Below are 23,148 nucleotides of genomic sequence, written 5' to 3'. Positions count from 1 at the left end.
TGGTTACGCTTTTTAGCAGGCACAATTAATGCAGTAATTTTGCATTGTGAACAACCATCCACTATACACCATCGGCCATGGCAATCGCAAAGCGGAGGACTTTCTTGCCCTGCTGAAAGAGTATGGTATTGAATACCTCGTTGATGTTCGCTCTGTTCCCTTCTCCAGATTTCATCCCCAATTCAACCGGAATGCATTGGAGTCATTCTTAGCGCAGCATGGCATTCGTTATGTTTTCATGAGCGATGAACTGGGCGGCCGGCCTAAAGATGTTTCCTGCTATATAAAAGGAAAGGTCGATTATGATATATTGAAGACAAAGGAATTTTTTAAAAGTGGTATTGAAAGACTTAAAACAGCGTACAATAAAGATCTCAACCTCGCCATCATGTGCAGTGAAAGAAATCCCTGCGAATGCCATAGAAGCAAACTGATTGCTCCCGTATTAACCGCCGGTAATATCATCGTTAAGCATATTGACGAACAGGGAAAGCTTAAAGACCACGCCACCGTTATAAACGAAATCAAAGGGCCGGGCTTGTTCGGTAACACTTATTAAGTACTACAAGTTGTTAAAAAAAATGACCATGATCATTAAATCTTGCGAATTCATGTTCTTCCATTAATTTCCCGTAGTATTACGTTTTGTTTCCCGTGCTAGTACGGGTTCATGTTTAAATAAAATCATGAACCTTTGTACCATCCACGTAAGTAATCTCTCTCTGGTTAATGGCATTTATTTTATTTGTAGCCTGATCCGCTTCACCCTGCTTCCCGAACATTGATCCAACCATATACTGTAACAGTTGCATGATGAGCTGCCATGTCATGTTTTATCACTATTGTCAATAACCAACAAATCTCCCATTTATGCTAACAGAAGAGAGTATCTCCCTATCGCACTCATTTACCGCTGCTACAGCGTTGATCAGTAAGTGGACCGAATCTCCGATCGATCCTACCACCTCCGTTATGGACAGCGCCTGGAACGGGGCCGGTGAATACCAATTCCCCAAAGGTTGGGTATATGCCAAGAACGATGCTAAGTTCCTGTACATGGTACTCGATGTTACTGCCGATACCGGAAACGACTTCGGCACCAACGATTATTACTGGCTTAGCTTTGATGTTGATGAGAACCGCGGCATCTCGGCCAATAAAGACGTGAACTATGGCCTGTTCCCCGGCTTCCCCAACAAAATGGGTATCCAAAAATACCTGGGCCCCGGCGTGTGGACCGGCATTTCTGAACCGCCCGAATCAAAGAGCCGCGTTGAGTTTGGCCCTTCGCCAAAATCTGCGATTCCGCACCGCATCTGGAAATTCAAAATTGCGTTAACTGAAATAAGCGCCAGCCTGTTCTCACCATTCGGTTTGCCCTATACGTATTTTGGTTTCCGCGTAAGTTCTTCCAATCCCGCCTTTACTGCCGATGATCCCGTCAACTTCTACCAGAACTTTTCCAATCTTACGAAGTTGTACTTTGCCCGCAAACCAGCGGTCAGTCCGGCATTGCTGGGAGCCATCATAGGTACGGTTGGCCTGATCCCTACTTCCGCTTCTGTATTGAATGCTGTTACCGGTCGCGCAACTACTACACCCGGTTATTATGTAGAAGCGCATAACGCCGCTTTTGGCGATGTGCTGAATTTTATCGGCAATCGTGTAAATGTTACCGCGCTTATTGGCATTGGCGCCAATAAATACCGCATTCTGCATGCAGTACCCGGCAGCGCTACCTTCCTTCCATTGGTATCGGCGTGGACCAATTACCGTTGGACGGGCTCGAACTATGTGCCGGAATCATTTTCGGCCGATGTCAATAAACAATATACGCTGGTGAACCCGGCTGCAGAATACTCGATCGATGACCTGTTGATCCAGTTCTCTACCTACGGCATGGATACCGGTTTGCATAAATTCAGGGTAGAATTCTTTAAGGCCGACGGCGTAACACCGGTACCTTCTGCTCCACAGGTATTGACGCTGTATATCGATAACAATGTGCCCAACGTCAACATCAATAGTATAAAACATGGCGCTACGGAAGTAACGGCCTGCGCCATTGAAAAAATAGGCCCGGGAGCAGATGGCATAAGTTTCAATGTTACAGCCAATGATCCCGAAGGCAATCTGCGCGCCTGGAGCTTTAGCGCAACATATGGTGAGAACCAATCAGTGGCCATTTACAGCCAGGCCTATGAATCGGCCGTTCCGCCGGGAACCAATTGGGCCGGTGTGCTGAACTTCGCCGTTCCTACGGTGCCTGCAGCCTGGCGGCCGCCCGTTCAATGCGCCTACAGCTTTATTGTGCAGGCCTGGGCCCGCACAACCAATGGCTATGGCTATGTTGGCTATTCAACCTACCATCGCAATTTGACCTTGTTGGTATAATTTCCATACAAATAGGGAAAATGCCCTCCCGATACATCGGGAGGGTTTTTTATTAATATATGTAGTGTTGCTCGCTTTTTTGGGTAATGTTTGCTTTCAATGACCGTTCGTATGGGATATAAACCAGTTATACAGTTTCCGGAAAAATATTTTTGTCACCGGCTAATACATTGCACACCGCCAAGCGTCTTAATAGATAGTCTTATTTTTTCACCTGCTGACCCCAAGTGCCTGCTTTACTACATGATTGCACGCCCGGTCAGTTTAAATGAAGTAAACCACGTATTATTATGCAATTAAACAAGGTTTTTGCTCTACTACTGCTCCTTTCGGTCGCCTGCGGAAGTTTTGCGCAGAACAAGTACCAGTGGAAACAGGCATCCGCTGGTGGTTACACCTATAAATATGTAACCAATGATCCCATTCAGACAAGGTTCTATACCCTGAAAAACGGGTTGTCTGTTATTTTGACTGTTAATCACAAAGAGCCGCGCATTGTGTATCGTATGGCCGTGCGTACCGGCAGCAACAATGATCCTAAAGATCATACCGGGCTGGCCCATTACCTCGAACACCTGTTGTTCAAAGGAACCGATAAATTCGGTACGCTCGACTGGTCAAAAGAAAAACCTTATTTAGACAATATCGACGGCCTGTACGAACAATACGGTGCTACCAAAGATGTAGCAGCCCGCAAGGCGCTCTATAAAACCATTGACAGCATTTCAGGCGTCGCTTCCCATTTTGCCATTGCCAATGAGTATGATAAAATGATGAGCAATATTGGCTCACAAAAAACCAATGCCCATACCTGGGTTGAAGAAACGGTTTATGAAGAAGATATTCCGGCTAATGCCATCGACAAATTCCTGACCATACAGGCAGAACGTTTCCGCAGTCCGGTCTTCCGCCTTTTCCATACCGAGCTCGAAGCAGTATATGAAGAAAAGAACCGCACACTCGATAATGATGGCGCCAAAGTGCAGGAAGCCATGATGGCCGGTTTGTTTCCAACCCATAATTATGGTCAGCAAACAACCATTGGTACGGTTGAACATTTGAAAAATCCTTCCCTGATAGCCATCAGGAACTATTACAACAAATATTATGTACCCAATAACATGGGTTTAATATTGTCGGGTGATTTTGATCCCGATGTAATGATCAAAAAGATTGATGAGGCATTTGCCTATATGCAAGCCAAACCGGTACAGGAATATAAAGCTGCCTCCGAGAAACCCTTCACCGCACCTGTTGTGAAGGAAGTGTTTGGACCATCAGCCGAGAACATGCGTATTTGTTTTCGCATACCGGCTGCCAGCACGCACGATGCCATGGTGCTTGACCTCGCTTCTTCCATTTTATCGAATGGTAAGGCCGGTTTGTTCGATCTGAACCTGAACAAACAGCAAAAAGCGCAGGGAACACAGGCTGGTGTACAGCAATATAAAGACTATGGCATTTTCATGATGGTGGGTGCACCCAAGCAGGGGCAAAAGCTGGAAGAAGTGAAAGACCTGCTGATGGGGCAATTGGAATTGCTGAAAAAAGGAGCGTTTGAAGAATCCATGATAAAGGCAATCGTTACCAACGAAAAATTAGGCATGTTGCAAAGGCTCGATAACAGCACCAACAGCGCACAGCAATTGATGGATGCTTTTATCAAGAACCGTGGCACGCAATGGGATAAAGAGGTATCGTACCTCGATGATATGGCGAAAGTAACGAAGGCTGAACTGGTAGCTACCGTAAACAAATACATGGGCGAGAATAGCTACGTACTCATCTATAAAAGAAAAGGTGATGACAAGAGCATTGCAAAAGTGGAAAAGCCACTGATCACCCCCATAGAGACGAATGCCGGCAAATCATCAGATTTTCTGAAGAAAATGGAAGCGATCCCTGTATCAGACATTCAACCGCTGTGGCTCGATTACGATAAAGACATCACGCTTTCCAAATCGGGCATTGCCGATGTATTGTATGTACAGAACAAATCGAACGAACTGTTCTCTTTGTACTATCAGTTTGATATGGGTACCTGGAACAATAAACTGTTGCCCCTGGCTGCCCAGTACCTGCAATTCTTAAGCACCGATAAATATTCTGCCGAACAGATCAGTAAATCGTTTTACAATATTGCCTGTAACTTCAGCATAAACGCAACCAATGAAGCTACTACAGTAACCATCATTGGTTTGCAGGAGAATTTTGATAAGGCGGTTGGTTTGTTTGAAGAAGTGCTCACCAATTGCAAACCCGATGAAGCGGCACTGGCAGCATTGAAGACCCGCCTGATGAAGGCCCGCGCAAACGCCAAAACCGATAAGCAAAGCATTATGCAGGGCCTGATCTCCTATGCGCGGTATGGCGCCAAAAACCCGTTCAATGCCGGGCTTTCTGATGCTGAGATAAACTCGTTGAAAGCCGATGACCTGGTGAAAGTATTGCATGATCTCATGAAGTATAAGCATCGCATTATGTATTATGGTCCGCTCCAAAATGGCGCCTTCACAGCGGCTGTGGCTAAATTGCATCCCTTACCGGCTGCGTTCACTGATTATCCCGAAAAAGTGAATTTTGCCCCTGCGGTACAATCATCAAACCAGTTGTTGTTTGCCAATTATGAAATGGTACAAAGTGAAATTACCTGGGTAAGAAATGATGTGGGGTATGATGCCAGTAAAGAAGCGGTGGTGAATGTGTTCAATAATTATTTTGGTGGTGGTATGGGTTCTGTGGTGTTTCAGACCATTCGTGAATCAAAAGCGCTGGCCTATTCAACTTATGCTTATTATAGTACGCCAACAAAGAAAGAGTATCCTTTCTACATGGTGGCTTATGTAGGTTGCCAGGCCGATAAAATGAACGAGGCTATCAAAGGCATGAATGAGTTATTGAATGAGCTGCCTGCATCGGATCAACGTTTTGAGCTGGCGCGTACCGGCTTTAAGAAAGACCTGGAAACGGAACGCATTACCAAGGAAGGTATCATTGCATCTTACCTGAAAGCCCAGCAAAAAGGCTGGAAAGGCGATTACCGCAAGGATGAATACGCTTCCCTCTCGAACCTGAAATTGCAGGACATTCAGCAAATGCATAAGGAACAAATCAGTGGCAAGCCGTATACTTATTGTGTAGTGGCTTCAGATAAAAAAATAAAGCTCGATGACCTGAAGTCGATCGGTGAAGTGAAGCAGCTGAGTCTGGAAGAAGTGTTTGGATATTAAGTTCCCGGGCATCGGGATTAGTAGTTATTATATCCGGCAGTTTGAAGCACCCTGGTGCTTTGAGCTGCCGGTTTTTTTATGTTTGTCCTAAGAGAAGACACTTATTGTTTCGATATAATATCTGCCAATGTCGCAGATGTCATTAAACATTGACTAACTCAAGGTCAGTGGGTATAACATAAAAATGGGGAAAAAATAAACGTTAAGAGAACAATATATAAGTCCAATGCCTCTTATTAATAAAACAGGCATATAAGTTGTAATATCATCCCGACTTTAAACGGGACTTTTTTTACTAATTGCTGCTAATTAGTAAATTTGTTCGCCGTATGATCAGGGCGGTGAGCCCACCCCTTTAAATAGCATTTAATCAGTACTATGAAAAAAATCCAGTTGATTCTGTTAGGGTTATTTATTTCGTGTGTCGCTATTTCCCAAACCACTCCAGTTGAAGTATATGCATTGAAATACGCCTCTTTTGTGCATGATTCCCTTGCTACAAGAACAGAAAAAGACAGTGTGAGCATTGATTTTATGATCTGGCTCATTAAAGGCAATGGCAAGAACATTTTAATGGATGCCGGTTATTTGTATAGTGTGGAATCGGCAAAGAATTTTGATATGATCGATGATCTGCGGCCTGATTCTACTTTGCAAAAGATTACTATTCGCCCGGAAGAAATTACAGATATCATTTTAAGTTATCCGCATCTTGACCATGTGAACAGCATCGACCAGTTCCCCAATGCACAGGTATGGGTACAGCAGGATGATTACAATTATTTCACGACCACTGCCTGGCAGAAGGGAGGAACAAATGGTGAGTTCAATAAGAAGGAAGTGAAGAAACTGATAGAGCTGCATTCTGCCGGCCGTGTATCGCTGATAGAAGGGTATAACAAAGAGATCATTCCGGGGCTCAGGATGTTCCCCGGTTCCAGAAAACCTTCATTGCCTCAATATGCGCTGGTAAAAACGACCCTTGGCAATATGGCCCTTGCTTCGGATAATGTATGGATCTATTACAATTCAAATTTTGTAACGCCGGCGCCTACTTTCAGCAGTTTTGATGCCAATGGGTATATAAAGGCCATGCAGAGGATGCAGATGCTGGTGACAGATGAAAAACTCATTATGCCCGGTTATGATGCCGCCACTTTTTCGAAGTTTCCGATAATAACGGAGGGGGTTATCAGGGTGAAATAACCGCCAGAGTAAGGTAAAATATATAAAGCAAAAGGCATCGGTTCGAAAGAATTGATGCCTTTTGTTTCTGCAGTGGTCAATGAGATTGGCTTACGAGTTCTTTTCCGATACGGTCTGCCGAAAGAGCCACCATGAACTGGCAGCCATAATGGGGGTATGCCGAAAGCATCGCCTGCTCAAATGAGCTTTTTGTTTCATCGGTAAAAATACCGGTGCCGTTTGTTGCTTTTAATACCTGGGCACAATAAGTAATAAAATATTCTTTCTGTTTGTTGATTGACTGGTAATTACAGGGAGCGCCATGGCCTGCATAATAAGTGTTGAATGCTTTTAAAATGGGAGCATATTTTTCAAGATTGCCCAGCCAGCGAAGGATGCTGCCGTCATTCATATACGTGTGATTGTTATTGTAAATAAAATCACCGATAAATGCGGCTTTATTATCATCCTCCATCAGCCAAAGGGAGTTGGCATCACAATCTCCGCCGGAGCCAATATCCAGCACCGTAAAGTTTACTCCCGCAATAGAAACTGTTTCACCGTCACGTACCAGGTGATTGGGGTAAACCCATCGGGGGATCCATTCATTGCCAAACAGGGCAGACCATTGGCTGTGCTTGGCAGCTTCTGTTTCTTCCATCAGCTTTTTTACGGAGGATAACGCATAGATCGGGACCTCGCCTTCAGGAGCAATGTTGTAGGTGCCGGCAATATGGTCTGGATGACCATGGGTAAGAATAATACCTGCAACAGGTTTGTCCAGGCTGTTGGTCATTTGTTTAAGCGCTTTACTATCGCTCATCGTTAACGTAGTATCAACGATAATAAGTTCCTTAACGGTTTCTACAATATAAGCATTCACCTGTAGCATAGGTTCCTTCGAAGTGTATGCATGAATTTTTGTCAACATTGATAAATATTTAATTTGAACTATACTTTTTACAGTAGCAAAAATGAGTATTGTATATTTACAAGACAATAACTGTCAAAATTGACAGGTTAAAATAATTGCTGTTTATGATCATCAAGGGGAAAAATGTTGCCTATAAACTACAGGGAAAAGTGTATCACTGCGCCATGGATATTACCATGGATTATATTGGTGGAAAGTGGAAAAGTGTAGTGTTGTGGTATTTGAAAAATGGTACGCACCGTTTTGCGGAACTGAAAAAGTTAATTCCGGATATAACGGAAAAAATGCTGAGTATTCAATTACGGGCGCTGGAGGAAGATGGGCTGATTGTGAGAAAGGTTTATGGAAAGAAACCGCCAATGCGGGTTGAATATTCACTTACAGAATTCGGGGCTACACTCATTCCTGCATTAAATGCAATTGCCAAATGGGGAAGGGGATTGGGAGAAAGCGGCGGGGAATTGATTGATGTAGCCGATTAAACCCATGAGCGCCGACATTTTTTTGAATTTTAAGCGAGATATGCATCAAAATGCGGGCTGAATGTACCTGTTACACTCCGTTTTCCTTGCAAATCAGCAGCTTAAAATAACAATTTGTTCATTTTTCGACCTCAGGATGTTGGCGGGAATGAATTAACTCCTTATTTTTGCAGCCCTTTCCACCCGGATATACCGAAAGGAAAGTTTTCGTCTCTGTAGCTCAGTTGATAGAGCATCCCGACTTTTAGTCGGGAGGGTTCAGGGTTCGGAAAACGAGATTAGATAAAATGTCTCCGTAGCTCAGTTGGTAGAGCAATTGACTCTTAATCAATGGGTCCAGAGTTCGAGTCTCTGCGGGGACACATAGTAAAAAGCTAACTGATTGATCTTCAGTTGGCTTTTTTGTTTTATAAAAGTTCGGGGGAATGCGAGGGAACATTATTACGACTTCCCTTTTTCAATATAGGCGATTAACTTTTTAAGGTACCCTGCATTATCATGGTTGGTATATCTGGAATCAACTATGTAGAATGCCCGGTCATGGCCATTGCCGGTATCGGTACTTAGCGCAACATTGAGCCTATCCCCATAGGTCCATTTAACCACCCGGATCGTTAATAAAGTAGAGCCAACATTCCACTTGACTTCATCGTACTTTTCCCTGGCAACCTGTTTCAGCCTTTCCCTGATTAATTCCAATTTGGCTATCAGTGTATCGGTATTCTGTTTCTCGACCGCAAAAAAGCCTTTATCCATTTGCGCCTTTGTAATGGTGTCTGCCAAACGGAGCGGCTTCTTTAGCTTTCGATCAATAATTACATATCGCTGAGCAAAACAATTTGAAGCAAGCAGCGCAAGTGTTATAAGTGCTATTAATTTCATGATATGTTTTTAGATTTACCAATCCTTTTTCATAATCACCGGCTTGTCGTCCGGGGTCCAAATATCTTTTAATTCTTTCCTGCGAGGGCTGAGAAACTTCACATACTTCCCGCCCTCCATTATCGCATAGGCTTTCGTGTAGATCAACATCCCGCCATTCATATACACCTGGTTGTTCTCTATCTGTTTGCTGATGCCTAACGCGCCATCGGCGGGGATCATCACCTGAACGTAGCATTTAATGGTGTCAGTTCGCTGTTGCGCAGCGGCACCTTTGCAAAGTAAGAGGGCCACACAAGACAAGTACAGTCTATTCATATAGGTTATAGTTAGTATATTAATTAATCCTACCCTTAAACTGTTTGGGTATATTGGACATATAAAAGTTAAAATGTGATTAAGTGAATAAGATTATATGATTTATATCATTTATTCAGTAAATTTATTATCCCTCTATATTCGGAAAAATTGTATAAGTATTATAGGGGCTTGCATTGATGCGGGCAGAAGATTGTATCAACACAATAATGGTCATACAAAATTTACAAGTACAGGATTGCATGGAAGCTCTTATACACAGAAGAAACGGGAGTATGAGTTGTTTTATAACTATGCGGCTCAATACGGTATGATTATAGAAACCAACTTCGTAAATTACTTGTATGCAACCGCTGCATTGGTTGGTCCCGCCAGGGAAATAAGTTCTGTGCGTTTGAAACCGGCGGCATTTGTCCAGCGCTCAAAATCGCTCAGGGTATAATCAAAAGCATCGCCGTTTTCAATCAGCATATTTAAACTCATAAGCAGACCGAAGGTGTTTTGGCGCCGTTCATTGTCAATAATGTTTTCAATGGCTACCAATGCACCACCATCGTTCAGAGCTTGATATGCTTTGTTGATTAACTTTTGTTTGGTTTCTTCATCTACCCCATGCAAAATATTTCCCATGGTAATCACATCGGCTTTTTGAAAGTCATCTTTCAAAAAATCACCACTTACTACATTAATGCGATTGGATAAATTGAAATATGCAATTCTATTTTTTGCCAGCGGCTCAACAGGAGGCAAGTCAAACGTGGTGCATTGAATGTTGGGATGTTTCAAACAAATTTGAATGCTCAGCCATCCGTCGGCGCCCCCCACATCAAACAACGTATTGTACTTGCTGAAATCCAATTTGTTTGCCAATGCAGTGAAGTTGCCGATTTGTATGCTGGTCATGGCATCAACAAACTCTTTTAGCCTAATTTCGTCTTTATATAGTTCGGTAAAAAATTCCATGTTGCCACGGCCTTTGCCTTTGCCTTCGTTTTGTGGCAGCCCTGTTTTTAATCCTTCATCCAAATCGCCCCAGAATTTATATAGGCGATTGTTTGCCATTTCCAGGATGCCGCCCATGTAAGAGGGCTTCTTTTTATCAAGGAACAAATCTGTGTCTTCGGCATTGGAATAGATTGCATCATCTAATAAACCTTTACGCTGCAAAAATCCCAACGATACCAAGGCGTCTAAGAAATCATACACATGGCGGTCGGAACAATGCATGCCAAGTTTTTCTTTAATTTTCTTGCCCGATGAAGGTTCATTTGCCAGCAAAGTGAACAGCTCAAACTTTACGGCGGTTAGCACTACTTTCGATGCCCAGTAGCCCATGCCCACTTGCATGATTTTGGAAGGATTGAGAGTCTCCACAACTTTTTTTTCGGGTATTGCTTCTGCCGGCATAATCGTTGATTGTTAGGTGAAGAATAAATGATGTATTTGTATAAAGTTAAAACTATCGTTACAAACTTCTATCAATAAAAATTTTTCTTCAACATGTTTGTGTTCTGTTATAAAACACTTCATTTCTTTAACCTAACAAAAGCTGCCAGGTGCAGCAGCATATTTGCTGAAGTGTAGGCCGAAGGCGGTTGTGATATACGTGTGTCCTGGCACACGAAAAATTTTCTTTTTTACGGTTTGGTAAGACTACTTTTCTTTCAATGGTTGCTGGCAGACGTTTTTTCGGTCAGATAAGGAGGCCAAAAGACAAAATACAGTAAGTTTGAACATGTTTGATTATCAATGAAATACGCAACCCAGCTTAAGCAATCATATTGGCCAAGAGCTTCAAATCCGACAGAAAAAAGTTCGAAATCTGTAACTTAAGGTACACAAAACAGAACCAGCTTGCAAAAGCTGGTTTTTTTATTGGTAAATCCTTTGTTGGAGTGCGTTGACGTTAGTGGGCAGCTCTTTCACCTTTTTTACATGAGCTCAAATCGCCCCGTTACCGGAAACCGGGAATTATAACCACAAGCCAAAAGTATTGCTGCGGATAGTCCGGCCTCAACCCCAAAATTCACCACGAACTTTTTTTGTTGCGATTTGCACCCAATTGCTTCAAAAAATGCACCCAATTTCACCAAATCAAGCAGCAAAAGGTTCGAGTTTTCAATTCTCAGGGACACAGCTTTAAAAGCCTCTCTTTTTGAGAGGTTTTTTGTTTTATGCTGTTTTCCCCTTTGCTACAATTTTAAAGAAGTAATTCAGGATTTGAATATACCTTCAGGCATTGCTTATAGCATTTATGCCTTAGTGATTACCATTGTTGCGATTGGTAAATTCAATTATTTTTGTTCAGGTATGCTTTTGAAATACACTTTTCTTGTATTTTGGTTCTACCCCTTCGTACTTCGGGCACAAATCATCGAGTCGCCAGGCCAATCGCCCTGGAAGCTGAAATGGCGGCAGATCCAGACACCTCATTTTCGTATTATCTATCCGGAAGAAATGGATTCGGTAGCACAGCGAACAGCCAATGCTATGATGAATGCTTACCGCGACGTGGCCAAATCTTTAAACGTACTGCCCAGGAAAATACCCATAGTACTACAAAACCAGACAACAGATAACAATGCCTTTGTGACATCAGAAGGAAGGAGGGCCGAATTTTTTTCCACTCCTCCCCAAAACCCACAAAATATGGGGATGAACAACTGGTTTGATGAGTTATCGCTGCATGAGTACCGGCATGTAGTGCAGATGGATCACACCATACAGGGCTGGGGAAAATACATCTTTTATTTATTTGGTAACTCCGGAACATCTGTTATGCAGGGGCTTACCAATCCCTGGTGGTTTTGGGAAGGTGATGCCGTGGGAATAGAATCCGTTTTAGGCTACGGCGGCAGAGGCCGCATTCCTGCATTTGATTTAACATTTCGTACCCAGTTGCTTTCCCGGGGTGCTTTCTCTTACATCAAAGCCTCCTGCGGCTCAATGAAAAATGCGATTCCAAATCATTATTTGCTCGGTTACCTGATGACCACTTACGTCAAAAATCATTATGGTGCCGATGTATGGGAAAAAATCCTCGACCGCACTTACCGAACGCCACCCCTGCCTTTTTGTTTTTCGAACAGCATGAAAAAAATCACCGGGCTTAACGCCAATCAAGCCTATGTTGCCATGACAGAAGAACTGAAAGACCTGTGGGGGCAACAGGTAAGCAACGTTAAAGAAACACCGGTAACATATTTTCATCAGCCGAAGGAAAAGGTATTTTCCAATTATAAATTTCCGCAATACCTGTCAGACGGCAGCATTGTAGCGCAAAAAGCAGGATTGGAAACCGGAAGCTTTCTTGCCTACAAGTCAAGCATCGTAGATCAGTCGGCTTTTGTATTGCTCACGAATGACGGCAAAGAAAAAAGGATCTGCATGTCGGGTGTGCTGGATGATAATGGCATAATGAGCTGTGCCGGTAACAAAGTAGTATGGACAGAATATTCTTACGATCCGCGGTGGGGCGCCCGCAACTATACCGTAGTAAAAACGCTGGATGTAAAAACCAATAAACAAAAACAGCTCACTCACCGCAGCCGCCTGCATGCCCCCTGTTTTTCACCGAATGGAACACTTATTGCTGCCATTGAATACACTACTGCCTGCAAATATTTTCTTGTATTGATGGATGGGAATACCGGTGCACTGATCAGAAAATTTCCCAACCCCGAAAACCTGCAATTGCTTCAGCCACATTTTACCAGTGATGGCAAAAATATTCTGCTGATAATAGCAGAAGCGGGATCAAAAAGTATTGTGAAAGTAAACCTCGAAACCGGAACTGTTTCAACAGTGCTGCCTTCTGTTCCGGAAAATATTTCCGCCCCGGCGGATTATAAGAATTACGTATTGTTCAATTCTCCGCGATCAGGTACCGATAACATTTATGCCATTGATACCATTACAGGTCAGCAATACCGGGTAACAAACAGAAAATACGGGGCTTTTAATGCCTGTGTTTCTCCCGATAATACAACGCTCTGCTTTCAGGATTTTATGCCCGACGGATTTCGTATCGCTACCATACCCATAGATGTAAATACATGGGAAAAGATAGATACTGCGGAGAATTCCGCGAACAAAGTAGAGTATTATAAAAGATTTGCGCAGCAGGAAGCAGGCAATATATTATCCCGCATTCCCGATTCGGTGTACCCTTCTGCTCGGTATAACAAACTTAAACATGCCATTAATATTTACAGCTGGGGTGCTGAGCCCCTGTCCAATCTGCCCCGGTTGTTGAACATCGGCGTTAAATCGCAGGATATGTTAAGCACAACGTTACTGGAAGCGGGGTTTAGTTATGACAACAATGAAAAACAGTGGGGGAAATATGCGAAGCTGAGTTATAATGGTTTTTATCCGGAATTTTTTATTTCTTATACCGATGGAAAGCGAAAGGCCATTTTTTCAAAGGGAGAAGCCGGGGCCGGTTTGGCGTATTCCGTTTATTACGATCTCATCGCATTCAGGAATTTTAATTTCGGGACAGCCTTGCCGCTCAATTTTTCAAGCGGTGCGTATATCCGGAATCTGGTTCTGAAATCACAGGTTGTATACAACTCTTTTAACAAACTGGTGCACCAGCCTGATGAAAATCAATATAAACGTGAATACTTTGGGAATTTTTTTTCTCTTCAACATGATATATCATTTGAATGGCGGCTGCGGCAAAGTATCCGGGATGTGGGGCCAAGGGCAGGCGTCATCACCGCCTACAGTTTCCGGAACGCACCTTTCCATAGTTTTTTCAACGCTTCGCAAACTGCGGTAAATATAAACGTGTATCTACCCGGCTTCTTCAAACATCATGCTGCAACGCTCAGGGCCTGCCTGCAACGTGATGATAGCAGTAATTATCATTTCGAAAACCGCTTTTTATTTGTGCGGAATGTGAGAGACCAGTTGTTCCATCATTTGCAGATCTATTCAATTGACTATAAACTACCACTGTGTTATCCTGATTTGTCTGTATTGAATGGCTTCCTCTATTTTCAGCGGCTGAAACTGGATGTGTTTTCCGAATGGGCTGTCGGAAAATCTTTGTATAATGACCTGGTTGACGGGCATCTGCGCCGCTATACTAATGTAGGAATGGAATTCATGGCAGATGTAAATTTTATGCGTTTCCTGATTCCTTTCGAGGCCGGCATCCGCAGTACTTACCTGGCACAGGATCATTCGCTGCATCATCAGGCTATTATAAAGTTGCCCGTTTTCTGAGTATAAAAAAGATCAGGAGCCTGAGTAGATAAAGCCGCCCGGGCAGAAGCTGTTGAATAGCAGCAACCTCGCTGTTGATATTTTTGGTAAATGGAAATTGAACCTTACTGTTATATACCCTCTACTTGGCCGGAACAAAATAACAGCAGGATATACCTTCTTTGCAGCTAAATAATACATTTGCTGTTTTCATCCTTAACTCCCGCAAGTCCTGGTAATGTTGCTGCCTTTGGGCATCCTTATTCATGAATTGGTAAAATTCAAGGTCTTTTTGCAGGTCGGTTCCCTGATGGCCTATTCCTGCGCGGTTTAATTGTTGCTTTAACTCTTGTCGGTCAATTGGTGATAATTCAATAGCCGTATACACCTTAGCTTCAATTACGGCTTGTGAGTAAAAGAATACCTGCTCCCCTTTATAAGCAATACATATCATTTTATATTGTATCAGCTCGTTCAGTTGTTCGGTGTATTTTCCATTGTTGTTAGTCAGTCGCATAAAGCTGTTGAGTTTATCAGGAAGCAAGTAAACATACAGATGGTCGAACTGCTCCTGTTTATTTATTTGGAATGTAACCGGTTGGTATTTGAACGTGGCGGTTTTGCCGGTTGTAGAATCAGTAACATTGAGCGTTGTACGGCTAGCCGTTGATTCGTATACAGCCCGGTCAATATTATACCAGCCTGTTGCAATAATATCGGCTTTATATACGGGCGTATTGGGCTGGCGCGGAGTAATGCTGGTATCGTATCATAACTGATGATAAGCGTTTTTCAGGTTCTTCGGGTCCTGCAGGGGTTTACCTGGTTAAAATTGTTGGCGGTAAACAACATATAACCAAACAGATCATCAAGTTGTAACTATTCACCAATTCGATGTAAAGGGTGGCTGGGATGCATTCTCAGCCACCCTTTCAATTATAGATGAATTGCCTTTTTTAGAATCCATTTTATACTCCCTGAAACGGGCTATCTTTGTATGGCTATATTCTTTTTAAATAGCATTTTCATAAACATAAATTAATAAACCATATTCAATGGCCACACATATGACACATGACACGACCATCGTACTTTGTACATTCAATGATACGCTGGAAGCTACTTTCGTTCAGGAAAAACTGAAGGCAAACGGAATAGATTCTTTTCTGGAAAATGAGAATCCCATCGGTTTAAACCCTTTGGGCGGAATAGAGCTGAAAATATTTGCTAAGGATAAAGAGAGAGCCGAAATAATTCTTGCGGTATAAAAAATCAGGTCAGCTTTACATTCAGGAACGACAGCTTTCCATTGATAAAAAGTTGGAAAGATTGAATACCCCAAAATATTCCTCGAACTATTTCTTAATAGTTTTACAAGACTGAATTAAATAACTGCTGCTTGCGTATCTGGGATAATAGTTAAGGTAACCCGGATATAAGATTTTTTGGAGTTGATATGCCTTTTCGGTATATTTATTAGCCGAGTTCTATTCTACCAGCTTTCTTTATAAAAGTTTTTTGTACTTAAGAATCTTCATTTGAATAAGACGCCTGTTCCAGGCCGCCGCCTTTCAGCAAGTATGTTTGGCGGATAAACATTAGTCATTTACCCCAACGGAAAATAGGTATTTGCTGCGCGAACGCTGTAAATTAAAAACAAAGATCGTGCAATGCAGTTAAGTTATCTTATAAAGCCGAAGTCTATTCACTAGAAGCAAAATTTAAAAAGGAGGATGCAATGAAAAAAACAACTGCTTCAGATGGTAGAACCATCAGAGTTGGAGTCATCACCGATCAAACAGGTGCACTCTCGTTCATGGGTACAGCCGATGCAAACGTAGCTAAGATGGTGATTAATGACATCAATGCAAAGGGTGGCTTGTTGGGCCGACACATAGATCTTTACCTTGAGGACAGTGCAACTACAGATAGTGTTGCGGAAGCCAAAGCTACCAAGCTTGTTCAACAGGATCATGTAGATGTGATCTTTGGTGGCATTTATAGCTCTACGCGACAGGCAATAAAGGGGCCTGCTGTAGTGAAGGGTAAGAAATTGTACATTTACCCCGAGCAATATGAGGGCGAGGAATCTGACCCGCTCATCTTCTGTACCGGTCCCGTGCCATCGCAGCAGGTTGACCCGCTTATTCCCTGGCTGATGAAGGAAACAGGAGCAAAGAAATTTTACCTGCCGTCGGCTGACTATATTTGGCCACATACGATGAACAGGAAAGTGCGTGAAGCTGTCACGGCCCACGGTGGCGAGATAGTGGGAGAAGAATACTTTCCCCTTGATCACGCTGATTATAGCAAGACTGTTCACAAGGTAATGTCTGGTGGTACAGAGGTAGTATTTAATACGATCGTTCCGCCCGGGCTCACGCCATTCCTCGAACAACTTTACAAAGCAGGTTTCTCGAAAAAGGGTGGACATATCGTCTGCACGTATTTCGACGAGAACTTCTTCAATTTAGTGCCACCCGAACATGTGGAAGGGCTGTACAGTTGCCTCGACTACTACCAGAACGTCAGCGATCCGTTCAGTAAGAAACTGATCGATGAGTACAACAAGCTCTATCCGGGCAGCGCCAGGTTCACTGCCGGCAGTGCGTGTTCAGGCATGTACCGGGGATTAAAACTATGGGAAGCAGCTGTTAAAGAGGCTGGCTCGCTAAAGCAGGAAGATGTGATCAGGGCACTGGACCACGCAAAGATTGCTGAGGGGCCGGGTGGTGCTGCTGAAATGGTGCCCGGTCAGCATCACGTTCGAATGAACATGTACATTGCCCAGGCGAACAATGGTAAGTTCAAAATTGTAAAGAGCCTCGGGATCATTGATCCCAAAGAGCGTATGCTAAACTAAACAAACAGGATCTCCAATCCATCGTTGGAGAACAAGTGGAGCAGCAATTACGCAGGATTTTAGTGGAATAAAAATATAGATTAGATAATTCACTGCTGTTAAAAGGCTTTAAGTCGTTGCACTTAAAGCCTTTTTTGGTCGATAGCGTGTATTTGGGAGTCTGAAGAAGGAATGCTATATTGCTATAGAATCCCGCAAACATTGAAAATAACGGTGGTATTATTTGAGCCATCAGTATCCCAACCAAAGTATTGATTGATTCCCTTCTTTGTTCCGGATTAAGTTCAGCGTATTAATATCAACTATTTACTATCCGTCCTCATCTGTTATAGAAAGTAGTGGATATCCGGCATATAAAAAACGGGGTATCACCAGATAATCACAAGAGCAGAAAAACTAAAATCAGAAAAAATGAAAAAATATCTTGCAGAATTTATCGGGACTTTCTGGCTCGTCCTGGGCGGGTGCGGTAGTGCAATGCTGGCCGCAGGCTTTCCAAATGTTGGGGTTGGTTTATTAGGTGTTTCTTTAGCATTTGGTTTGACCGTATTAACAATTGCCTATTCATTTGGACATATCTCCGGAGCTCACTTAAATCCAGCCGTTACAATTGGTTTATGGACGGGTGGCAGAATTAGTTCTAAAGAAATAGTACCATATATTATTTCACAAGTAGCAGGGGGAATAACGGCTGCGGCTGTTCTTTACCTGATTGTAACCGGCAATGAAAGTTCTATTGGCAACTTTGCTGCTAACGGTTATGGAGAACATTCACCAGGGAAGTATAGCATGCTTGCAGCTATAGTTACAGAATTTGTAATGACGTTTATGTTTTTACTAGTGATTTTAGGTGCAACTGATGAAAAGGCACCTAAAGGATTTGCTGGTATCGCAATTGGACTTTCGTTGACATTGATTCATTTAGTAAGCATTCCTGTAACAAATACGTCCGTTAATCCGGCAAGAAGTATTAGCCAGGCATTGTTTGTGGGCGGCTGGGCGTTGTCTCAACTTTGGCTTTTTATTTTAATCCCTGTAGCTGGTGCGGCACTGGCAGGATTAGTATATAAATATTTCAAGACCGAATAATCCTGGCTTTATATAAGATACAAAAAAGGCTTTAAGTCGTTGAACTTAAGGCCTTTTTAGTTTAAAACGGGTTTTCACCCCCCGGTGAAACAGATAAAACGCCTTCAAGTCGTTCGATTTGGAGGCGTTTTTAGGTTTGAACAGAATTTCTCGATATTCACATGCCCGGAGCAAATGGTTTCAATTTACTGGAACGCTTTCCTGAAAAAAACTTTTATACCGTATTAACTACCGGCCACCCTGATTATGGCATAAAAGCTGTGAAGGCAGGGGTGTTCGACTATATGCTGTCGTTTGCCTGAAAGCAGAAGGCAGCTATGTGAGAATATTTCTCGCGAATGCCCCATCCATAATCTCTGCAAAAAATATTAAACAGGTAACAGCCGATTTACCGGCGGGTTGGTTTGTACGCATACATCGTTCGTATGTAATCAACACCCGCTATATTACCAGCTATAGTACTTCGGGAAATGACTGGATAGTGCAGTTGAACGGAACCCTGGAAGCCAGGGTTTCAAGGCAATACAAACCCATTATTAAAAAGATACTGGCACTATGAGGTATCTGCTCTGCCTGTTTATTGCCTGTTTCTCCATTGTTGTATCTGCCCAGGATTTACCTGTTCAAAAATTCACCACCCGCAACGGATTGAGCAATTCTATTGTATATCGCATTACACAAACACGCGATGGTTTTCTCTGGTTCTCTACCGACGATGGACTCATGCGTTACGATGGTTCAGATTTTACCTCCTACTCAACTAAGGATGGCCTGCAATCAAGTTTTATTTTCGGCACACTCGAAACAGACAGTTCACTGCTTGTATCTTCATATGGTGCAGGAGTGGTTAATTTTTTACCGGATACCTGTTACCGGATAAGCAGCGACAATGATGAACTGAAATACCCGATTGACCTTTTTCGCAACAAGGCAGGGCTATGGTCAATCGACCGCAATGGTATTGTTTACCGTTTCGGGGGAAACAGGTTTAAACGGTTCCTTGTTCCGGGAATGGAAAAATGTATTGCTTCAAAGTTATTGGAAACCAGCTCCGGCGACTTGTTCCTGGCAACAGGTGGTTATCTGTGCAGGTATGTTGCCGGAAATAAATTGGAAAAACTCAGTATACCAGGGCTGCCGGTCAATGTTATGTTCAATGCCTTACTTGAGCTAAAAGATCATACGATCCTCTCACTACCATGCTTTGCACAGGTAATGAATATATCACCGGTGGTTTAAAAAAAATATTGTTTCGTCAGCGAAACAACCATATTGACAGCATATTGCTAAAAGGGGTGGTTGCTTCTATTTATAAAAGCGAAGATGGCTACTGCTGGGCAGGGCTGCGCATTGGGCTGGTAAAGATACATCCCGATTTTAAACAGATCACCCTGTTTAAGGAATTCGATGGTTATATTGTTCGAAGCATTGCTGGAGATGGTAATGGACGTATACTGACAGGCACGAATCATGGGCTCTTTTTGCAAAGCGAAAAAGTATGGAAACACATTGACCGGCTTAACGGACTTCCCGATGATTATGTAAACGCAGTGTTCTTTGACAGAAAAAATAACAGCCACTGGATAGGTACCAATGCAGGAGTTTGTTTGTTGCAGTATGGGCGAAAGGTCATCAATTTTAACGACCCATTGGCGAAGCTGCGTTGCAATGCCTTTGCATGCGACCGGCAAAACAATGTATGGATTGCAACCACAGCAGGGCTGGTGAAGTATGCTCATGGCATATTTTCTCTCTTTAACGAAAAGGATCGTATGCCATCAGATATTTACAAATTGTGTTACAATGAGGAAGAAGATAAGCTGTACATGCTTAGCCCTAATCAGCTATTGGAAATTGACGTAGCGCAATTTTTGTAACAGCAGTCTAAACGTATTCCTGCGGTGACAGTCGATGCAATTCTGCCAGATGGTAAAAATATACCCCACTCCAGGGGCGTTATCTCGTTTTCACCTATTCCTGAATATGTAAACCTGAAAATATCGATACCTGTTCTTAAGAACAGGGGGCATGGAATATTTACAGCCGTATTAATGGAAGGGAATGGCAGCTATCGGAAAAAAAGAATGAGCTGTTGTTTTACAAACTGCCTTTCGGGAAGTTCAATATTGAATTGAAAGCAATGGATAAAGAATTGCGTGCGACTCCTGTGGCGACAGTGCAATTTAATAATCCAAAGCCTTTGTACCTGCGGTACTGGTTTCTATTACTAACAGGTTGCGCTTTATTGTTGCCGGTAATACTGGTTACCAGGTATATCACCAGGCGAAATAGCCGGCGAAAGGAACAGGCATTGCTGGCAGGGCAGCAACAGCTTGAACTGGAACAGAAAGCATTGCTCAATATGCTGAACCCGCATTTCATGAACAATGCATTGAATTCTATCCAGACCTTTGTAACCCGCAATGACCAGCGTGCAACGCTGAACTATCTTTCGCGGTTCGCAAAATTGATGCGTGTAAATCTTGAATTGCTGGAAACCAATACCATTACGCTCGAAAAGGAATTGCAGAATGTAACATTATACCTCACATTTGAGAAGCTGCGGTTTTCAGATAATCTTACCTATACCATTGAACTGGAGCCTGGTATCAATGCCGATGAGTTGCTGATACCTTCCCTGGTGCTGCAACCATTTGTAGAAAATGCTATATGGCATGGCGTTCTTCCAGCACAGATGCCAGGCTGTGTTTCAATCAGGGTTTTACGCAAAGAGCACAGTTTGTATATTCTTATTGAAGATGATGGCATAGGATTAACAACATCTCTAAAAAGAAAGGAAGCGGAACAACGGGAAAAACCTTCCCGTGGATTAAAAATTATCCAGGGCCGGTTTGCATTGCTGAATAAAAGCAGAAAAGGACATGCGTTTACGATCCGGGATAAACAGGAAATGGGTTATTCCCAAAAAGGAACAAGGGTAGAGATTATACTACCTTACAGTCGCATTGAATAACACTTCATTTCTGAATATTAATTGCTGCCCAATCCTTTATTTGGTCATTCACAAAGAATAATCATCCATTCAGTGGTTTGTTTTAAATAACAATAGCCCCCATATTACATTTGCGCTTAAATCTTTATATGATCAACCCAATGAAAATTAAAAGCGCACTAACAGCAGTAGCCTTCATTCCATCGTTGATTTTTGCCCAAAACTATGATGTAAAGAAAGGGAAGATATCGGTAGAGAAAAACCTTATAGCAACTTATGATGGCAAGGGTAGCATCTTTAAACTTTTTGACCTTACTGTTAGTTCACCCAGCAAAAAACCACTCATTCATATTCAGGAAAAATGGGTTGATTTTAAAAATCCCCTGCGTCGTGATGGCGATCGCTGGGCCGAAATAACCTTTCTGAATGATCCGGAGAAAAAAATGAACTACCATTTTCCTAATGATGGCCGCTTAATTGAAAGAGACCTGATCGGCTTATTATTTAAAGACGGTACTACCTCACTGGTTCAGGGTGAAGCTTTGAATGAACAGGCTGTAAATGATTATATAAAAGCGAATAATTTCGATTTTGTAGCCGACTCTCAGTACATCCGGCAGTTCGAGAAAGATAATAAAGACCGGATCATGGAACCGCTGAGCCGTAATAAAAAGGTGGCCACCACATTGAATGTAGTTGGAAAAAGCAATCAAACATCAGGTCGCGGCACGGAATATACTGTTAGGTATGATATATACCAGGATGGCGTTTTATTAGGACAGGTAGAGAAAAAGACCATCCCCAGCCTGAACTTTGGCATCAAAGCCTATTATGTCATCTGGAAACGGGTACTTACACCTTATACATTCGAAGGAAAAACAATGAAATTTGGCATACTTGCCTTCCTTGAAGACGGTAGCAGCGAATTTGATAATGAACTGGTGCTTATGACCGACAAAAGCATAATCAAGTTTAAAACAAGCGACCACACCAATGCTGAATACCAGATTGTAAACCTGCTCATTTCAAAGGGAATATTATAATCACCATTATCCAATAAATAACTATGTGCAAACCTCTATTAATGGCATTGGGGCTACTTTTACCGTGCCTGTACGTTGCTGCCCGGCAGCCTTTATCCAGCCGTTCACTGGCTACTGCCAATGTGAAAACAGCGAGGCCGGAGAACCAATATCTGAATAATGTTAATGTGCGGGCCATGCGTGATTTTATAAGCCGCTATGGCGATGCGGAAGAAGCGGAATGGCATCAAACCAATACCAGTTATGTGGCGGTGTTTACCCGGTATAGTGTACGGTACCGCGTTATATATACCAATCGCGGTGAATTAAGTTATACAATGAAGTATTATGAAGAGAAAAAGATGGCCCGTAATATTCGTGCCCAGGTAAAAAGCACTTACTACGATTACAAGATCTTTATAGTGCAGGAAATAGAAACGCCCGATCATCCAACCATATACATCATCAATTTGCAGGGTGATGCAGGCTGGAAAAAAGTAAGGTTATGCCAGGGTGAAATGGAATTGATGGAAGAGAAGAAGGGGTAATAAAGCTGGGAACTGCTAAGACCTTGTTAACGTC

Annotated in this window: 22 protein-coding genes and 1 tRNA gene; 18 read left to right on the top strand and 5 right to left on the bottom strand. The window is 42.7% G+C overall.

What is annotated here, in order from left to right:
• The first annotated feature begins 46 nt into the window (after nt 1-46).
• The 4 genes from A3860_RS23210 (at nt 47) to A3860_RS23195 (ending at nt 6,830) form a co-directional block, all read left to right on the top strand.
• The gene (locus A3860_RS23210; protein WP_081150461.1) at nt 47-559 is read left to right on the top strand and encodes a DUF488 domain-containing protein; all 513 of its coding nucleotides are present in this window, start codon (nt 47-49) and stop codon (nt 557-559) included.
• 311 nt (nt 560-870) lie between these two features.
• The gene (locus tag A3860_RS23205) at nt 871-2,394 is read left to right on the top strand and encodes a hypothetical protein (protein ID WP_081150459.1); all 1,524 of its coding nucleotides are present in this window, start codon (nt 871-873) and stop codon (nt 2,392-2,394) included.
• 290 nt (nt 2,395-2,684) lie between these two features.
• On the top strand, nt 2,685-5,624 hold the full coding sequence (locus A3860_RS23200; RefSeq protein WP_081150457.1) for a M16 family metallopeptidase: 2,940 nt from the start codon (nt 2,685-2,687) through the stop codon (nt 5,622-5,624).
• 378 nt (nt 5,625-6,002) lie between these two features.
• Nucleotides 6,003-6,830 carry an MBL fold metallo-hydrolase gene (locus A3860_RS23195; RefSeq protein ID WP_081150456.1) on the top strand — a complete coding sequence of 276 codons (828 nt, stop codon included), beginning with the start codon at nt 6,003-6,005 and terminating at the stop codon, nt 6,828-6,830.
• A 76-nt stretch (nt 6,831-6,906) separates the two neighbouring features.
• Here the strand turns inward: A3860_RS23195 and A3860_RS23190 are convergent, their stop codons facing one another.
• Nucleotides 6,907-7,740: an MBL fold metallo-hydrolase gene (locus tag A3860_RS23190; RefSeq protein ID WP_081150454.1), complete on the bottom strand. Its 834-nt coding sequence runs from the start codon at nt 7,738-7,740 to the stop codon at nt 6,907-6,909.
• A gap of 107 nt (nt 7,741-7,847) precedes the next feature.
• Here A3860_RS23190 and A3860_RS23185 point away from each other — a divergent pair, with 107 nt between their 5' ends.
• Together A3860_RS23185 and A3860_RS23180 are read left to right on the top strand one after the other, a co-directional pair.
• The gene (locus A3860_RS23185; protein ID WP_081150452.1) at nt 7,848-8,225 is read left to right on the top strand and encodes a winged helix-turn-helix transcriptional regulator; all 378 of its coding nucleotides are present in this window, start codon (nt 7,848-7,850) and stop codon (nt 8,223-8,225) included.
• A 289-nt stretch (nt 8,226-8,514) separates the two neighbouring features.
• Nucleotides 8,515-8,587: transfer RNA gene (locus tag A3860_RS23180), tRNA-Lys, on the top strand.
• A 79-nt stretch (nt 8,588-8,666) separates the two neighbouring features.
• On the opposite strand, the gene A3860_RS23175 is transcribed toward A3860_RS23180, so the two are convergent.
• From A3860_RS23175 to A3860_RS23165, 3 genes are all read right to left on the bottom strand, one after another.
• A complete protein-coding gene (locus tag A3860_RS23175) occupies nt 8,667-9,107 on the bottom strand; it encodes a hypothetical protein (protein WP_081150450.1) in 441 nt (146 codons plus the stop codon).
• Between the two features lie 15 nt (nt 9,108-9,122).
• Nucleotides 9,123-9,425 carry a hypothetical protein gene (locus A3860_RS23170; RefSeq protein WP_081150448.1) on the bottom strand — a complete coding sequence of 101 codons (303 nt, stop codon included), beginning with the start codon at nt 9,423-9,425 and terminating at the stop codon, nt 9,123-9,125.
• A 336-nt stretch (nt 9,426-9,761) separates the two neighbouring features.
• Nucleotides 9,762-10,832, bottom strand: coding sequence for a methyltransferase (locus A3860_RS23165; protein WP_081150446.1), 1,071 nt, complete (start codon nt 10,830-10,832; stop codon nt 9,762-9,764).
• Nucleotides 10,833-11,645: 813 nt separating this feature from the next.
• On the opposite strand from A3860_RS23165, the gene A3860_RS23160 reads away from it, so the two are divergent.
• Nucleotides 11,646-14,660, top strand: a complete 3,015-nt coding sequence (locus A3860_RS23160; protein WP_216823492.1) for a TolB family protein — start codon at nt 11,646-11,648, stop codon at nt 14,658-14,660.
• A 121-nt stretch (nt 14,661-14,781) separates the two neighbouring features.
• Here the strand turns inward: A3860_RS23160 and A3860_RS23155 are convergent, their stop codons facing one another.
• Complete coding sequence (locus A3860_RS23155) at nt 14,782-15,156, bottom strand: hypothetical protein (protein WP_081150443.1); 375 nt, start codon at nt 15,154-15,156, stop codon at nt 14,782-14,784.
• Between the two features lie 251 nt (nt 15,157-15,407).
• Between A3860_RS23155 and A3860_RS42305 the strand changes: the two genes are divergently transcribed.
• The 11 genes from A3860_RS42305 to A3860_RS23110 all read left to right on the top strand — a co-directional run bounded on the left by A3860_RS42305 (nt 15,408) and on the right by A3860_RS23110 (nt 23,114).
• Nucleotides 15,408-15,518: a T9SS type A sorting domain-containing protein gene (locus tag A3860_RS42305; RefSeq protein ID WP_143774234.1), complete on the top strand. Its 111-nt coding sequence runs from the start codon at nt 15,408-15,410 to the stop codon at nt 15,516-15,518.
• A 176-nt stretch (nt 15,519-15,694) separates the two neighbouring features.
• On the top strand, nt 15,695-15,907 hold the full coding sequence (locus tag A3860_RS23150; RefSeq protein ID WP_081150441.1) for a putative signal transducing protein: 213 nt from the start codon (nt 15,695-15,697) through the stop codon (nt 15,905-15,907).
• Nucleotides 15,908-16,377: 470 nt separating this feature from the next.
• On the top strand, nt 16,378-17,502 hold the full coding sequence (locus A3860_RS23145) for a substrate-binding protein (protein ID WP_081150439.1): 1,125 nt from the start codon (nt 16,378-16,380) through the stop codon (nt 17,500-17,502).
• A 411-nt stretch (nt 17,503-17,913) separates the two neighbouring features.
• Nucleotides 17,914-18,591 carry an aquaporin Z gene (aqpZ, locus tag A3860_RS23140; RefSeq protein WP_081150437.1) on the top strand — a complete coding sequence of 226 codons (678 nt, stop codon included), beginning with the start codon at nt 17,914-17,916 and terminating at the stop codon, nt 18,589-18,591.
• A 161-nt stretch (nt 18,592-18,752) separates the two neighbouring features.
• Nucleotides 18,753-18,893: a hypothetical protein gene (locus tag A3860_RS40620; RefSeq protein ID WP_143774229.1), complete on the top strand. Its 141-nt coding sequence runs from the start codon at nt 18,753-18,755 to the stop codon at nt 18,891-18,893.
• A gap of 17 nt (nt 18,894-18,910) precedes the next feature.
• Complete coding sequence (locus A3860_RS23135; protein WP_245843600.1) at nt 18,911-19,150, top strand: LytTR family DNA-binding domain-containing protein; 240 nt, start codon at nt 18,911-18,913, stop codon at nt 19,148-19,150.
• Nucleotides 19,147-19,830 (top strand): ligand-binding sensor domain-containing protein, encoded by a 684-nt coding sequence (locus A3860_RS23130; RefSeq protein ID WP_081150433.1) that lies wholly within the window; start codon nt 19,147-19,149, stop codon nt 19,828-19,830. Before A3860_RS23135 ends, A3860_RS23130 begins: the two co-directional genes overlap by 4 nt.
• Before the next feature lie 8 nt (nt 19,831-19,838).
• On the top strand, nt 19,839-20,468 hold the full coding sequence (locus A3860_RS23125; RefSeq protein WP_143774228.1) for a hypothetical protein: 630 nt from the start codon (nt 19,839-19,841) through the stop codon (nt 20,466-20,468).
• A 215-nt stretch (nt 20,469-20,683) separates the two neighbouring features.
• Nucleotides 20,684-21,565 (top strand): sensor histidine kinase, encoded by an 882-nt coding sequence (locus A3860_RS23120; protein ID WP_081150430.1) that lies wholly within the window; start codon nt 20,684-20,686, stop codon nt 21,563-21,565.
• Nucleotides 21,566-21,693: 128 nt separating this feature from the next.
• On the top strand, nt 21,694-22,587 hold the full coding sequence (locus A3860_RS23115) for a hypothetical protein (protein WP_081150428.1): 894 nt from the start codon (nt 21,694-21,696) through the stop codon (nt 22,585-22,587).
• 41 nt (nt 22,588-22,628) lie between these two features.
• Nucleotides 22,629-23,114, top strand: a complete 486-nt coding sequence (locus A3860_RS23110) for a hypothetical protein (protein ID WP_081150426.1) — start codon at nt 22,629-22,631, stop codon at nt 23,112-23,114.
• The last annotated feature ends 34 nt before the right edge of the window (nt 23,115-23,148 follow it).

Origin of the sequence: Niastella vici (assembly GCF_002077945.1) — a bacterium.
GTDB lineage: Bacteria > Bacteroidota > Bacteroidia > Chitinophagales > Chitinophagaceae > Niastella > Niastella vici.
This window is presented reverse-complemented; position numbering and strand designations above follow the sequence as displayed.

Bases quoted from the DNA above. Each gene is read 5' to 3' on its own strand.
- A3860_RS23205 (WP_081150459.1), top strand. From the start codon at position 871: ATGCTAACAGAAGAGAGTATCTCCCTATCGCACTCATTTACCGCTGCT.
- A3860_RS23200 (WP_081150457.1), top strand. From the start codon at position 2,685: ATGCAATTAAACAAGGTTTTTGCTCTACTACTGCTCCTTTCGGTCGCC.
- A3860_RS23195 (WP_081150456.1), top strand. From the start codon at position 6,003: ATGAAAAAAATCCAGTTGATTCTGTTAGGGTTATTTATTTCGTGTGTC.
- A3860_RS23190 (WP_081150454.1), bottom strand. From the start codon at position 7,740: ATGTTGACAAAAATTCATGCATACACTTCGAAGGAACCTATGCTACAG.
- A3860_RS23185 (WP_081150452.1), top strand. From the start codon at position 7,848: ATGATCATCAAGGGGAAAAATGTTGCCTATAAACTACAGGGAAAAGTG.
- A3860_RS23175 (WP_081150450.1), bottom strand. From the start codon at position 9,107: ATGAAATTAATAGCACTTATAACACTTGCGCTGCTTGCTTCAAATTGT.
- A3860_RS23170 (WP_081150448.1), bottom strand. From the start codon at position 9,425: ATGAATAGACTGTACTTGTCTTGTGTGGCCCTCTTACTTTGCAAAGGT.
- A3860_RS23165 (WP_081150446.1), bottom strand. From the start codon at position 10,832: ATGCCGGCAGAAGCAATACCCGAAAAAAAAGTTGTGGAGACTCTCAAT.
- A3860_RS23155 (WP_081150443.1), bottom strand. From the start codon at position 15,156: ATGCGACTGACTAACAACAATGGAAAATACACCGAACAACTGAACGAG.
- A3860_RS23150 (WP_081150441.1), top strand. From the start codon at position 15,695: ATGGCCACACATATGACACATGACACGACCATCGTACTTTGTACATTC.
- A3860_RS23145 (WP_081150439.1), top strand. From the start codon at position 16,378: ATGAAAAAAACAACTGCTTCAGATGGTAGAACCATCAGAGTTGGAGTC.
- aqpZ (WP_081150437.1), top strand. From the start codon at position 17,914: ATGAAAAAATATCTTGCAGAATTTATCGGGACTTTCTGGCTCGTCCTG.
- A3860_RS40620 (WP_143774229.1), top strand. From the start codon at position 18,753: ATGCCCGGAGCAAATGGTTTCAATTTACTGGAACGCTTTCCTGAAAAA.
- A3860_RS23130 (WP_081150433.1), top strand. From the start codon at position 19,147: ATGAGGTATCTGCTCTGCCTGTTTATTGCCTGTTTCTCCATTGTTGTA.
- A3860_RS23115 (WP_081150428.1), top strand. From the start codon at position 21,694: ATGATCAACCCAATGAAAATTAAAAGCGCACTAACAGCAGTAGCCTTC.
- A3860_RS23110 (WP_081150426.1), top strand. From the start codon at position 22,629: ATGGCATTGGGGCTACTTTTACCGTGCCTGTACGTTGCTGCCCGGCAG.